Origin of the sequence: Chryseobacterium endalhagicum, assembly GCF_016745235.1 — a bacterium.
GTDB lineage: Bacteria > Bacteroidota > Bacteroidia > Flavobacteriales > Weeksellaceae > Chryseobacterium > Chryseobacterium endalhagicum.
Map to the genome: position 1 here is coordinate 1,346,413 of NZ_JAELVM010000001.1, position 16,112 is coordinate 1,362,524.

Annotated in this window: 3 protein-coding genes; all 3 read right to left on the reverse strand. The window is 46.3% G+C overall.

Translation table 11 applies throughout. From position 1 onward, the window contains the following. Positions 1–136 precede the first annotated feature (136 nt). The 3 genes from JET18_RS05950 to JET18_RS05960 are packed head-to-tail and all read right to left on the reverse strand — an operon-like array spanning position 137 to position 16,100. Positions 137–11,032, reverse strand: coding sequence for a LysM peptidoglycan-binding domain-containing protein (locus JET18_RS05950; protein WP_202089694.1), 10,896 nt, complete (start codon positions 11,030–11,032; stop codon positions 137–139). Between the two features lie 17 nt (positions 11,033–11,049). Further along, complete coding sequence (locus JET18_RS05955; protein ID WP_202089695.1) at positions 11,050–12,414, reverse strand: hypothetical protein; 1,365 nt, start codon at positions 12,412–12,414, stop codon at positions 11,050–11,052. Between the two features lie 32 nt (positions 12,415–12,446). Then, positions 12,447–16,100, reverse strand: coding sequence for a hypothetical protein (locus JET18_RS05960; RefSeq protein ID WP_202089696.1), 3,654 nt, complete (start codon positions 16,098–16,100; stop codon positions 12,447–12,449). Between the last annotated feature and the right edge of the window lie 12 nt (positions 16,101–16,112).

The window sequence follows — 16,112 nt, forward strand, 5'->3', positions numbered from 1 at the left end:
GTAGTGTCATTTGTGAACTTATTCGTGAAATTCGTGTTTAAAAGCATTTCATCTTTAAAATCATTAAATAAAAACCAAAACCCTCACAATAGCAAGGGTTTTTTGGTATACTTCATATATTGAAATTAAAGCTTTGTTAAGCATTCATATCTGTAATATTCTTATAATAGAGTATGACGTCTTTAAGCTCTATCAGCGGCAACTTACTTTCGCTGAGCGATGAGAAAACGGCTATATCGATCTGCAGCCAGGCCCCGTTGTTCACAGGCTGATGCTGACTATACCATGTTTTAAGCGTATTGGCCAGACGGCACACAAACGGGTCGGAGTCGCTGAAAGATGGTTGGCATCCTCCGGCAGGAATCTCATAATCCGTTGGAATCTCGAAAGTGAACGGTGCTGCCAGTAACACAGGCAGTTCTATCGCAGGGAGCAGATCTCCTGATGAGGCCAGCAGAGGATAATTCCATGAGACGCTGAGTTTCACCAATTGCTCTGCCAGTTCATCGTACGTAAAGAAAGTACTGAAGAAGTTGGCCAGTTGCTGTGCAAGCGGAAGGTTCAGTCCTGTATCATTATTAATCCTTGCAATATCAAAGGTATCGTCGCTGCTGAGCAGTGGGATCAGCTTATTGGAGAACCTTACCAGCGGGGTACGGTAAATAAAGTCGTTCACTGTCGGATTATAAGGCACGAGGTCTTCATTACGTATGATAGACAGACCTGCCCACGCATACTGGAACTGTAAAACATTCAGTGCATCTACATTGACATTACGCGATGGAATATTGAAGGATTCTTCCCATGACAGATAGGTTTTATCTGCGGCCTGATACCAATACGAATTAGGAATAGGCACCCCTTTCTTATCGGTGGCATTCACTTTTGTATAATTATCAATCGTCACGTAAGGGGTTTGCGGCAGTTCTGCTTCCAGTACTGCTTTAGTACCACGATATAACAACAGATCACTGGCAGACATATCCACAGAAGGTACAATGGTTACCAGCAGGCGGTTGTCGAAATCAGTATCATCTGTCTGGCGGATGATGAAATCGTAGGCTCGGGCAGTACCATTGCTGTTAGGGTTGCCGAAAAGCAGACTATTGAATTCGCTCCAGGCAATCGCAAGGTTATTGGATAAAGTAACCATGGTTTGTAATGCATAATAAGCATTCTCCAGATTAGTATCACTGCTGTCTGATTGAGCATTAATCAGTTTCAGATAACGGTTGAAATCATCCAGTACCTGTGGCCAAACGGTGACGAACTGTGCCAGATCACTGAAAAGGTCGCGGGAAGGTGCTCCGAACATTTTTGCGGAAGGATTCGGAATCATATTGAACTCAATATCAGAGAATATCTTGTCCTGCGCAGCCTGATCTTCGGTATAGGAATAGGTGAAATCCCATTCGGATGCTTTGGCCAGACGCGTTTTGGTGGTGTCGCCTTCCACAGATACTCCTTTGCCTGTTTGTGTGGTCAATGTAGGCGGTGTAGGATAGTTTCGTAGCACTACAGGAATATCTACATTACCTAAGCTTTGCTGCAGAGATGAAGCAACAGAGGCCGCTTTAAGCGTATTGCTGTTACTGCTAACATCAGCAGGAATAATAAAAGTAAGCCAGTTAGAGCCCTGATAGCCGTTGATCCCTGCCACATCACTGATGTCGCATTCCACATGCGTCACTACATAGGTCATATCCAGATCTACGCTGGTAAATTCCTTCGCATTTTTAGTCGTAAAGCTGAAGGTAAGGAAGGAATCCGTATCGGTGGCATCCTTTTCATTCAGCTGTATCTTGGAGGTGGAGATGCTGTATTCTTTTGCTTCACCATCTGTTTTATTACCAATTACCGGGGTACCATAAAGACGTGGCGGTGTTTGATAGCTGCCGGATGCCACAAAGTCTGATTCCGCTGTTACTTCAAATTGGACCAGAGCATTGACGGTGTAGGCATTGCCAAGCTGGTTGAGCAATTGCTGTTCAAATTTATCTTTCGCATTGCCAAGGCTGGTATGGTCACCCGATGCAGTTGAAACATATGGTGCTGTAAGTACAGGCTCCACTTCCGAAGCAATGGCTCCGGCCAGTTTAGTCTTAGCATTGGTAATGGCTTGAAGGTAAGTATTGGCATCAATGCCCTGTGCATCCAGCCATGTTTTTTCTTCATTTGATTTCAACTGATCCACAAGGAAAGCGGGTATAGCATAATCTGCGCTCAGGAACACATCAATGGCATTGAGGGATTGTGAGCCCCAGTTATCCATATCTATCCCTGTAAACGTCTGCACTTCACCTTTGCTGCAATCCAGACCCTGGCCTGTCAGATAATCACATATAGGGACGCCAGCTTTGGAAACAAGACTTGTCGCCAATGGCTTAGGCGCATAGAATACGGCATTCAGCAAACTGTACGTATAGATATTGATTCTGTACTGATTAAATTGTTCTTCCGTAAGTTGTTGCTGCAAAGCAGTGTCAAACAGATCTCTGCTGTCATACAGAGTATCAATCAACGTATTGATCGCAGTGGTCACATCGCCCGGCACGCCGTCTGCTGTCAGCTGTGCAATAGAGTCAGCCGTCAGCTGATAAGTACCTGCCTGATTGACTTGCCAGTAAATACCCTGACCGGATCTTAAGCCCATGCGGACTACAAATACAGCCTGGTTATTGGCACCTCCTGCTGTTGAAGCATTCGTACCGATGGCGATCTTCAGTTCGTAATTACCAACACTTAAAAAGGCAGCTTCAAACAGGGCAGCAAACTCATTCAGACTGTACTGCGGATCAGTGCCGTCCTGTGCAGTTGTAGACATCGTTTTCGGTTTCACCTGCGTAAGAGCCTGGGTGACCAAAGTACTGTCTTTAAAGTCGGTATTCACATAATTCAGGTCTCGGTAAAAATCAAGATTCACAGTGAGCTGCAAGATGGAATGGGTATCGATATCTGCTGCATTAACCGGGCTGGTGAGCGGGTTCATAACCGGAGCCGTACCCTGATTCCCCTGGCTGCGTGCAGACAAATACGTATAAATATCTTTTACAAATTGTAATAACTGGTTAAACTGGTCTCCGGACAGATTGGTGGCTTTACCAGGAGTAAGCGATGTACTGAGGGTCGCAGTCAAAGTATTCTTACCATCTACCGGATTTAACTGGGTCAGTTGATAATATACATTCGTGTACGTCAGTAAATCATTGGCGGCATTCTGTTTCCAGTCTTGCTGCTGGTCTGCCGGTACATCAGGAAGCTCGTTATAGCGTTGCGTATTAAAGTTGAATTCCAGCTTCAGTTCCGGTTCATTATCGGTACCGAGGTCAAACAAATAACTCAGCTCCACACTTGGCCATTTACTCAGTCCTTTCAGCTCATCCACATAACCTGTCTGAATAGGAGGGTTATTGATTGGTGTGGCAGGATCCAGCTCCGGATCACTGAATGGAGTAACCGTTTGGTTGCCGTAATAATCTACCCAGTCAAAATGTACCTGCACCGGATGACCTATACCACGGTAAGGGTTTCCATCTTCCTGCGGATAGCCGGCCGGATAGGTCATAAAAGCATTAGGCTTAGCGAACTTGGCAATAGGCACCACCTGGTTGTAATACCATATCAGATCGTCGTCGCCGTTGCTGTCGTCTGTTTTACCCAGTACATCGTCCTGTGTCTGTGGCTTGGCAGGTCCTGCTGGTAAGCCTACAATACTTTCCGTAAACCAACTGTTCTCTACCACCTGATAACTCAGAAGGTTGTACATATTGTTGAGGTACACTTCTGCATAATCAGGATCCGTTACTTTAGGTTGTTTGTCCGGATCAGGGTTAGGATTCGTGCGGTTCAGATCGAAACCGGCAGTACCTTGCTGTACGGTGGTTACCTTATGCAGGATCTGATCGTTGATGCTAAGCGTGGTAGGATTCACAAAGATGTTCACCACATCCCTTGCAGCCCAGGCCATAGCAGCCATGTCTATAAAGTAATAGGAAGCAATGGTTTCGAAGGTAGCACCTGCTTTACCACCGATGGTATATTGTACCTGAGGTAACAATATGAGCTGCCAAAGCGGAAGGTTATTCCAGTCGCTGATACCCGGATTGAGCTGTTGAATAGCCGCTGCATCCACTGCATAATAGGCCGCAATGGAGCTCAATGAATTGCCGGGACCGTTAGTTCCTACTTCGGCTACCAGTCCGTTAAAGGTGATAACAGGTACAGGATATTGTGCAGGGTTTGTTGCATCTGCTTTAGTGTTGAGGACTACTTTTTTATTCAGCTCTACCAGTTCGGCAGGCAGTATATTGAAGCGGGCCGTAATGCTATCGATCGTGTCATCAGGAGTGTTAACATAGTACGACAATCCTTTCTGCATTTCGCTTTGTGCATAGACCACGCAGGAGTTCGCATCGATCTTATCGCCTGTTACGGCGCAGGTCATATAATCAGTTGGTTTGTTGTTGTATTGGCTGCTGTAAGTGACCAGGAGACGTACATTAGCCGTATCCCCTTTACCGAACACACTGGAAGGAAAACCTGTGTTGCCTTCGGTCTCGTTGTACATCAGGTAATAGCCTCCTGAACGGGTAATGCTGCACTCCCAAAGCAGGCGGATAAAATCGTAGATACTGTTCAGTACACCTGTGGTAGGCGCTGCGTCAGCTTCCTCTCTTGCTGCCATTTTCAGGGTAGCGGTATCCGGATTGGTTTCAGTAGAGAGATTGGCCTGTACAATAAATGTTTTCATATGCTCCATGCCAACAGATAATAATCCGTCTGAGCCTTCATACAGCCATTGTATATCAACGATCTTATCCGTGTTATTGTTAGCTGATTTTGGATCTAATGCCAGCAACAGTCTTTGCAGAATAGTTGCATCAGCCTCACTTGCCCCCAGAAGTTCATAGCTGTAAGCATTTACCGAAGCGGTAGAATCAGTATCCAGAAGTTTAAGCTCTATATCTACCATCGTACTCCATCCGTAGTAAGAAGATGGCCAGTAATCCATCACCCCTTTGGCGGCATCGTACTGTCCTATCTGAACACTGAACGCTGAGCCTTGTTCTTTAGGCAGTGCCAGCTGGTTGAGCAGACCGGAAGGGAACTGCCAGATCAGCGGCGATACATTGCTTTGGTCTCCCGGAGATCCGTAAGGTAAATTCAACGCTCCTGATGTCTGCCATTTCGTAGTAGTCTGGAAGGTATATTGTACCGCCTGCAGGTTAAAAGGCTGCATAGGGGCAAGTTCCAGTACATCCGGCTGTATACCCGTTTCCTGTGCATAGGTAAGCAGGGTACTGATTTGGTTAAGATCGTCAGATGTTAAGGTGATATCGAGGGTATTGCCACCTTCTTCCCTCATTGTTTTTCCGTTGAACTGCAGCCAGCTTAATGAATTGTTGATCAGCTGTATCGAGAAGTCTGCAGGTATCGTAGCAGGCAGGGCAAATTCCTGGCCAGTCAATGAATACAGGGCACAATTGGCACCGGTACAAGGTGAACCGGCCGAAAGGGTAAGACCCGGAAGAGTGGTAGGCAGACGCATACCGTGTAATTGATAGCGCGATACCATACCAGACAGTTGTCCGTAAGAATTATTATCGGTAAAGTATTCCAGAATGCTTCCTACGGTAAGGTATTGCAGACCCGGAATATTGGCATTGGTATATCCTTCGCCGTCGTAGAAGAATTTGTCCTGCTGCTGGTTGGCATAATTGGTGGCCAGCAGGGCTGCCGTAGTATTATATTGTTGTGCCAGAGTATCCAGTGTGTCGGCCTCAGCAGCATCGCCGAAGGAAACGGTTGTATGGATAAACGGTTGCACCAGTACCTGACCCAGCGGCTGGACTTGCAGGGCCTGTACCTGTAGATTACCCGCAAGGTCCTGAGGGGTAACCGTAGCATTTGCTAATATGGAAATAGCAGCTGCCATGCTGGTAAGCGTATCACCCTGTACAATAGTGTATGGGATCGTATTATATTCAAAGCTGTTACCTGCAATGAATAATCCCGGGGTCATCTGATTTTGCATTAACAGGGCACTCACGTCAAGTTTTTTGTAGACATTAGTGCAGATGCCATTAAAGGTATCTTCGTTTTTAGCGGTATAGATAGCAGCACCAATGATCAGCCAGCTGCCCGTCATAAGAACTGCCGTATTCTGGAAGCTGGTATCAGCGGCAAGATCACTTACCGTTGTTTTTAATCCGGCCGCTACTGCATTGATCGTATCAGTAGCCTCTACAGTATAGGAATTTCCTTTATAAGTAAGCGTTTGAGGTGCCAATAATCCTGGCACAGCTGCATTCTCTGTGATCAGCATGGTTGCTGTAATGGCATAAATAGCCGCCACAGAAGTGAAGGTGTCGCCATCTGCAATATCATACATAATCCCTGTTATGACTACCGGATTATTACCGGTAAGCGGATGAGTCTGATTAGCGGTAGCAATGTCCTGTACATTGACCTTATTGCTTGTTCCGTCTACACTAATACCATTAGCCCAGTTGACCATAGCGGATAAGCTGTTGCCATTGCTGAGGCGATAGGTGAAATTATCCATCGCATCGGATGCATAACCAGCCAACTGCTTGCCTAAGAGTACAAAATAATCTTCAAAAACAAAAGTAGACATACTCCATTGCTGGGGATCGGATACTGCAAATCGGGCAGCAGTTGCTGTCTCTTCCTGTACTTTTACAGCCAGTTCATTGAACCATTCTTTCACTGCCGACAGGTATTCCTGCGTAGCCATATTATAAGTATTGAACTGGATGTCTAATGAGATATCAGGTACCTTCAGTTCAAGATCAAAGAACATAGGGAAGATGGCTGCTGCAGTCAGATTGTTTTCCAGCAGCTGAACGTTAACGGCCTGGAAGCTGTTTTGCAGGAAGCTGAGCAAATCATTGGTTGGTATAGGGAAAGGATTGCTTTCGCTGGACAGGAAGGCGATCAAAGCATCAAGATCCGCTTTTGAAATACCTTCCGTATCTACTTCTGCACGGGCAGATTGTGATGGGGTATGGTCAATATAGTTTAGTACCAGCCAACGGAAGAAGTCGGCGCATAGATATTCAAAAGAAGTCGTAGCTCCACTGCCATCACCCGATGGATCAGGTGCATCGGTGAACAGGGTTGCTACATATTGTGCGGCTTGGTCTTTCAGGTTGCCGTTTTCAGGTCCTGCCACGGTCAAGTGAGGCACAAAATACAAATTCAGTGTAGGCAGACTGTCCGCAGAAGTTGCTGCTAATACAGAACTGTAGTTGATAGGCATATGAGGTGAACGGCGTATCACCATTTGATCAGGCCAGATTTCCTCTGTCACGTCGAATGCATCAATGGTTGCAAATTCAACAGGCAAAGCACCATCAAGCGGTGTTGCCTTGCGGGCTGGTGCAATTCGTACAGCCGCCGCAGGTGCAGACAACCGGGCAGCAGCATGTGGCGCTCCAAGATTGTTGTTCCAAGGCGCTTTGGCAGTCTGATCTGTCCCAATGGTAAGGTCAAAGCGGATTTTGGCCGTAAACGTAAAGTGAATGGTAATGGAGAAGATCCCCAGGTTCAGTTTAGCCGAAACCCTGACATCCACTGAAGCTACGATAGCCAGTGGTATTTTGTTATAGGCTTCAAAAGTAGCCTGTGCATACACCATAACGGTAATATTGACACTGGCCGATATGATCCCGAAGTCTATGGAACCGTATAATTTACCAATAATTCCGATGGTACCCTGCAGGTAATAATAATAGGAGGTTTCTACCTGTTCCTTATTGCTTTCCTGTAAAGCTCCGCTGTAAGGATAGTAAGCGGCGATCACGCCTTCAATAATACCAAACATGGTAATGCTGAAACCGGCATCGAGTATACCGTAATTCACGCTATAGCCCACACCTACCTGCAAGCCGATCCCAAATACGATCACCGGATTAAAGTTTCCGTAATTGGTTTTAGGGACTTTATTAGTCGTAGCACTGCTTAACTTACCAAAATATATTCCTCCTGAACCCATAGCAGGGATACCCGGCGGCACAATGGCCTGAAGGGTGAACGAACGGGAGAAATCCATATTATAAGGGAATCCAATATCCACCATAAAATCACCATTGGTATAAATTTCAATACCGATGGAAGGCAGCGTGATATTGACTGCTCCAAACTGCAGATAGCGCAGAGCATTAGGCAGCGTCAGATCTATTTGATAGACCCCGATAGAGTCAGAGATTTTTTTATACATGATCTCAAAATCGAGTCCTTCGAATATCTTGGCTTTTCCTCCAGCCATGGCGATACGCAGACCGTACAGGTTAGGATCATTAAACACAACCTGCATATCCAGCGTCCATACCGGTTTATCCTTGGTGCCTGCATTCAGTATCCCAAAATTGGTGGCGATCAGCCAGTTGCTGTCCTCATTGAACTGCAGCAGGGTATTGCCAGAACCCGGTCCTATAGGCACAGTGCCCGGTTTAGGCTCGGTAAAGGCTTCCTGCATGGCCTTGGTTACATCTTTGATGGAATTGTATTGGGCTGGATTGACCAATTCTACATGCTGACCCATAGCCAGTAGCCGCAGGTCAAAATACTGGTTGCCCTGTCCCGGTACTTCCGGCATTTTCTGAATGTCCTGTCCGCCGGTGGAAGGTTTGAACAGGTTACTGTCGTTGATAGAAGGCACCACCGAACTACCGTCGAAGGTGATAAATACTCCTTTTTCGGTTTTGGTAAGATTGATGCCGTTAATATTGATGAATACAAGGTTAAGCGTTTTAGGCAGTTTATAGGTAACCTTAATATCTTTGGTGTCGAGGTTGTAAGTCACCGAGAATCCGTCCAGACTTATTTTGTTAAGTATATCCCATGGGGCATCGAGTTCAAATGTAGGGTTGAACAGCATCTTCATGAAAGAAGTGATCAATCCGCCCAGGGTCCAGTTTTTAATGGAGAAAACAATAGTTCGGCTTTGTCCGCTCACGTCATACATGGCAGTAAATCCTTCCCAGGTAATCGCGAGTTGCTGGTTGTTTTCGGAGAAATTATAGCTGATGCCAACGGTGGCATTGAAGTAATCCAGAGTGACACTGCCCAATACACCGCCCGAGTATTTTCCGGTGGCAGAATCATTGCTTGCGGCTTCATATTTCAGCCAGAGATTAGCAATAATATTGATTTTCTGATCGATAATCGGGAAATTAAAGATCCATTGCAGGCCTCCTTTTACTTCATAGCTGCTTTTTCCTGTTCCGCTTGGAATGGTTGCATTCAACGAGAATTGTGTAATATTTAAGCTGTCAGGAAGGAAGCTGGTAGGAAGGCTGATGGTCTGGAATAATTGTTTAATGAGTTCGCCCAGATTTAAATTACTGCCTTCAGGCATTGCGAGGCTTAAATCCCATCCGTCAGATGAATTGTAATTCACATCCGTATTGAGCTGCAGGCTGCCAATGGCAAATAATCCCGATACCTGGGCGGTAAATATACTTGGACCTGAACCACTTGCGGGTGAAGAAGAAGTAAGCCGAAGAGTACCATCAGTTACCGAAACATTGGTGATGAAATTAATGTCAATATTGGCATTGGCATAAAACTCATAATATTTGCTGTTGATATCCATATTGATACCGAAAGCGGTAAACTCAACCAACAATAAATTTTCAGGGATGTTGATAGCTCCTCCTGTAATGGCTGATAATAAATTGTTAAATGTAACCGATCCCGTAAAAGCAGCAGAAAGTGTCAGATCTGAAGTGATTTCTACATCAAAACCTCCGACAAATATAGTAGGGAAAAAGTTGACTCTTGCGCTGAAATATAAACTTTGTGCATTCGTGGTTCCCGGACCAATGATGACCCAGTTCACATCGAATTGTTCAATAACAAAATTATCGAAAAGCGTCCATGCGCCATTCGATCCTATATATGCTGATACACTGGTTACACTCAGTCCGTTGCTGAAATCTAGAGAGGTATTAAATCCTTTGAATGCAATACTGTTGAGGTATTGCTGTAGAGTGGGCGGGATGGTCTGAAACCAATTCTGCCCGGCCATCAGTCCAAATAAACTGAGCGGGGTAAGGGGTTTATCCGGTTCGGAAGCTACATTCAGCAGGAAAGAAGAGGATCCTGATTCGACGGCTGCGCTAAAATTCAATACAATCGCATCACCGGCCGCCAGTAACAGGCGGAAGTAGAGTATAGGTGTCTGTACTTTTTCCGTCTCACCCGCGGTTGGCATCAATCCATCATCTGTTTCGTACTCAAGGCGCAGTGCATCCCCTTCATCTTCCGGTTCGGTGGGAATGGTCTCTTCTTCGGTTTTAATCTGAAACCCAATACCGGGGTTGCTGACTTTCAGAAATCCCAGGGATATCAGAGTGGCATCTACATTGACAAAAAGATCCAGATCAGGGTAAACAATATCTTCATTGTTGACCTGCGAAGGATCTATACTTCCTACAAGAGCAAGCTGCGTAGATGAGGTCCAGGAAGTAAAGAAATTCACAACAGGCTGCAGCCATTTGGTCAGTGTAATAAGTGCTGCAAAGTTCTGTCCTTCCGTTAATGAAATATTTTTCTGCTGCCATTTAAAAGCAGCCACTTCATCTGTACTGAAAATAAAGGAAGGCGAAGTGTAAGGAAGATTATCAAATACACCACCGGTCATATACTGCCAGCTTGTGGCAAATGTCCAGTTGGAGAGATTGATCTGTATGGTAAACTGAACTTCATCCGCATCATTCGCTGTAACGATCAGGGTGACGGAAGTATTAGTCTTTTCTACATTGAGTATGGCTGCGGTTGCGTTGGTAATCGTTAATGTTTCTCCAGGCTCAGGGATAGAAGTGCCGGAGATGTCGATCAGCAGAAACGAATCAGCAGGCAGCTTGTAGCTTTTGGACAAAAGATCGTCCAGCCCAGCCTGAGGGATCAGGTCCGAATCGGTAAAAGATGCTGCATTAATAGTAATGTTGTTATTATTGGCAGCGGCCTGGCTCCTGAAGGTAGCAGCTAATTTGGATAAGCTCATAATAAAATGTTATTCGGTTAAACGTCTACAATTAATCCCATATGGTCACTTGTACTTCTGACCCGTCGGTAATTGTTCCAGCCAACAAAAGTGGTCATAGCCCCTATATTGCCTCTAACATAACCGCCATGTCCTCCGGGACCTGCCGGTGGAAGTGCCAGAGCGGAAGGTAATCCTGCCGCAGGCATTCCTGCATTCAAAGCCATAGCAGAATTGTATACCAGGCTTCCCGGTGGTGCGCCCACTATAGGCGGTGCATCCCGGTTATACGTCGTGCCGGTTACCCTGTTCACGATGGTGATGTTCGTGGCGGGACCAACAGCTGTTCCTCCGCCATATCGGGTCAGTATATTATCCACACTCGAGAAAGTATCCTGGATCACATACTCGTAACCGGGATATCCGTTGGTCTGCCACGGTCTTGCACTGTTGTGCGATCTGATCATGGTGCATACATAGCCTTTGTCCGGCCATACATTCGGCGTGGGGTTGATCTGGCGCGTATAGCCGACACCTCCGGGAAGGTTATTAAGTAACCGATCATAAGCAATAGGCTCGAAATGGGTGTTAAAAATATCCACATTAAAGTCTCCGACGATCACGCCCACTTCATTGACGGCAAGGTTGGTCGTCATTTCCTGAATATAGGAAAGCTGGTTGGTACCGTCTGCCGACTGTTGTTTTTTCGGAGAAGCATGAAAGGAAAGTAATTTGATAGTCCTTCCGTTTGCCGGTTCCCAGAATGTCGTTAAAAAAGGAGTTCTGTTAAAAGCATTCGGAAAATCCAATACAGGGGCAACACCTCCGACAGCAGGTCCGCGGAACTGCCATTGACCCGCCAGGTGACGGTAGGGTATTCCCGGATTGATCGGGTTATTCCCGCCGGGTGCATTACCCAGAGGGAGCGCGCCTATCCAGTTGATTCCATAATTGACAAGATTTCCAGCTCCGATATTGGCTACTGAATCAGAGGGATTAGCTCCGCCCTGCCAGCCCCATGGACCTGTAAACTGTACATTGGCATGGTTATAAAAAACGGAAATACCTTCCTGTACATTACCCTGTCCCAGTCTGAGTGGAGGAACAAGCCGCCAGTCATTGGGAGCAGGAAACCAAGCCCTTAACTGTTGAAGCAGGAACAGGCTGCCCGTCTCTCCGCCTGCTGTGATCAGCGTGCCGGGAGCACCTGTGCCCGTAGATGTTTCTACCACCACAAAAATATCGGGGGTATTCTGGATAAGGGTTGTACGGATCACTTCTCTTCTGTAACCGGCCTGCGGTGGAGGGATCGTAAGCGTTCCATCCCGTTTCCGCTTGGCTCTGGGTTCATTTATTTTGTTGATTCCGAACTTTTCAATGTTCCAATATAAGATACGGGCCATAAGACATCGATTTTAGGTTTATAGCAACAGGTTTATACATTCTTGTTATAGGCAGCATACCAGCCCAGACTTTTGGCTGTAGCTCCGGGATTGGGATTACCGAACAAAAGGAAGTCGGTATTACCGCCCGGTGGCAGTTTCAGGATACCCAGCAGTTTCAAAGCGATATTGGACAGGGTAAGCAGGTAGGACTGCTGGTCCACCACATATTGCAGGCTCAGTTTATCAATAGCCAGTTTCAATACACCCTGTATACTCAGCAGCTTGGCATTGCTGGCAGTCCCTGGCAGCTTGATCCCCACAAAAGCATTATAGCCGGGAGCTGCAATTTTAGAACCTGGACTCCATGCGATAAGGAGACTGGCATTAAAACCCATACTGCTGGCCAACTCGCCCGGTGAACCCATATTAAGGGTCATCTGCAGACCATACCAATCGCCGGTAATTCCTGTGGCATTGATGCCGGGTAAGGAGAGTTTTAAATAGCCCTGACCCGATGGCGCCGAATCATCATTACCACTCAGCAGTTTATTGATCTGCAAAGCAAAATTGGGATAAAGACTGTTGAGTCTGGCATTGCTTTGTGATGAGTTAAACGCGATCTGCGAGGCATCAAAAGCATAAGTGGTCACTGTTGGCGTATTGAGATTAAAGGCCATATTTACATACAAATTGCTGTAATTGAGTCCGCGTTGCAGGGTGCCATCATTCGATGCGATACCAAAGGAAAAAGCATCCAGCGGATAGTCTGAACCGTCTTGGGTGGTTGCCTGAGCGATCATCGTATCAAAGTTGAGGTAGCCCCACATCGTAAATCTTGATTGTATATCCAGTGCTGCAGGATCTGTCGTGAGGGTGTTGAACTGTATTTTAGTGATCTCTACATTGGCCAGCAGGTTACTGTCAAAGTAGAACAAATTATCGTCTTTATTGTCGAAAACATAGACCGGAGTACCGTTATGATCCTGATAAGTACCGTTCAGTACTACCGTATTCAGGCTATTTGAACCATATGGATTGTTGGTTCCGGTCACTTTATCAGAGAACAGATTATTCATGGTCAATTGAAGCTTACTGGCAAAGTCCTTAATAGCGGTATTTTCAAATAATACCTGCAGGAACAGTACTTTAAAATCGTAAGTAGCTCCGGCGGCAGGCTGTACCGGTTTATTGGGGTTCAGTCCCTGTGATATCTGCTGGGCATAAGCGGGATCAACATAATTGATCAGCCCAAACAGTGAACTGACGGGATCCATGGTAATCACGCCACTGGCATCTACCCGGTTTACTTCTATTCCGAAATGATGCGCATAAAAGTTTTTAAGGTTAATACCGCTGATCAATCCTTTTAACTGTTGCGGGAATTCCTGTAAATCGATCGTTGCTTTCAAAGCCAGAATACCATTCCAATTGGGATCATTGATGATGGCGTGAAACTTCTGATAATATTCCAGCTGACCGGAAGAAGGATCGGCCAATGCTGCATTGTAGGCATCTTCGGCTGCTTCAAGATAGGTCTGGAGCCAGGATGATACCGCGACCAGCTGATTATAAGCAGCGGCGGAATCGGTGTTGTTTTTATCTATGTTAAATGCATTGGCCTGGGTCCATTCTTTGGGATTTTTTACCCGGTCGATAATGGAGCCTTTGCAGAATTTAAAGATCAATACATTATTGTAATCGGCGTAGGTATTGCTGGTGCCTACGTTCAGATCAAACGGCCAGTCTTCAATGGACATTTTATTGTTGAACACAGGTTGGCTGCTTGAGCCCCCGCCGGGTGTATTCATGGTTGAAAATAAATCGCCCAGATACTGATTATTGGTTACCACCAGAAATTGCTGGTTGGTAAGGAAGGCACTTTGCATTTCAGGCATCAGGTTGATGAGGCTGAGCTGGTATTGCGGAGGTGTTGCCGGAGTTTGTCCCTCCGGGTTAAGGTATTCAGGCGAACCGCTGTTAACGGTATTTTGTGCCAGATTCAGTAAACTCCAGTTACCATCGTTGCTCACATTGGCGACCAGACCCTGTGGAGTGGCCGAGGCTGTATAGTCTGTAGCTGCAGTTTTGGCCATGGCTCTTTTGGCCTTGCTTTTACTGCTGTGTGGCGTACTGAAAGCAGCCGATATTAATGTTTTTCTTTCGGCGCTGAGTACCTTGGATTCAAACGTGCCGATACCATCAGCACTGGGTGGAGGTACGGGGTTGATACCAAGATAAGGTGCCATGGGTACCGCAAAACCAGTGGTTTGAGGCATATCTACGGAAGGTTCGTAAAAGCCGAGAAATCCTGTGATATTATTGCCTGGTGATGCCACGCCATGATCTTTAGCGTATAAAGAAGCGCCCTGAGGCTGTGAGGCATACTGCACATTGCCTGGTGTGGCGGCTACGATATTAGCCCATGCCGTCAGATAAGTGCCGTCAAGTACGGGTTTATCCGTGCCGGGGTTGGCCAGGGATACTTCCTGACCTGGAAAATTGGCCGCAAAGGCCGCCTGTTTTGAAGTAAAACGTATGGTGTCGCCGGTGATATTGCCAGCGTTGTTTTTATAGGGAGTAAATGAAACCACTTCTGTACCGGAAAGGCCGGGCAGTAAGCTGTACTGTCCGTTTTCATCGGCAAAAGCAGCCTGTGATGCGCCCGGGTCGAGGTAAAAATCTCCCTCGGGCGACAGGTAAAATGATTTGATCCCTGCAGCATCCTGCGGGGATATGACAAAGCGTGCGCTAGTGTCTGTTGGGAAGAGATTATTGACCGGTGCTCCTGAATCCACCATGTCCACTGCGGGCCATAAGGTAATAGGGTAGCCGGTATTAATCGCATAATAACTGGGCAGACTGGCTGCTCTTGTTTTACCGGTATTCACATTGTAGATCTGGCCAGTGATGGCAAAATAAGTATTCAGTCCGTCATTATTGGCTACATCAAGCAGATCGATTTCGGTTTGGGTAATGAGATAATCATTGGTAACGCCTGTCTGCAGAATAGGATAAGTAAAGTAAGAAGGTGCTGTGCTGTCGCCATAGTAGTAGTTGTTTTGCAGACCGTATCCTTTAAAGTCAAGGTTCATATTCAGACCCAGCAAAAAACGGAAGGAGCCCGTACCCGGGCCGCTGAAAGGAATGGTAATGTCGCTTCTGAACAGAGAGCTGGTACCGAATACTTTGTTGGCAAAGGTCATATTGGGGTTGCCAGGTGTCCATGTGAGGCGTAAGGCATTAGAGTCTTCGTCCGGTTGCAGCTGCATCACGGTATTGTTCTGAATAGAGAGCGTACCGAAGCCGCTGCCGATGGTTACAGTAAATGGCTGTCCTACCACAAATGGGGCGGTGGGGCCAAATTGTGCGAAGTTCAGGACCGTTGTATTTTGGGTAGAGGGTGTTTTGTTAGGGTCGGTTAGCCATGCTGTCGTGAGATTGGCTGTCACATTCTGCCGGAACTTAAAAAGGTAAGGCCGATAGGTGTCAATAAAGGTTTTTGCATCAGCGGGGGCTGTTTTGGCGAACAGGAAATAGACCTGCTGCTGTGCAGCCACTTTCAGGCTGATGGTAGGGTCGGTATAAGCAGATCCATCAGGAAGCAATAAAGCGGTCCAGTGCTGTCCTATCTGATTACATATATAGAGCGCAGGATTTCCTGAATTTTCATTGCTGAATAGGGTCTCTGTTTCGGATGGTGCCATAAGAATAGGTAT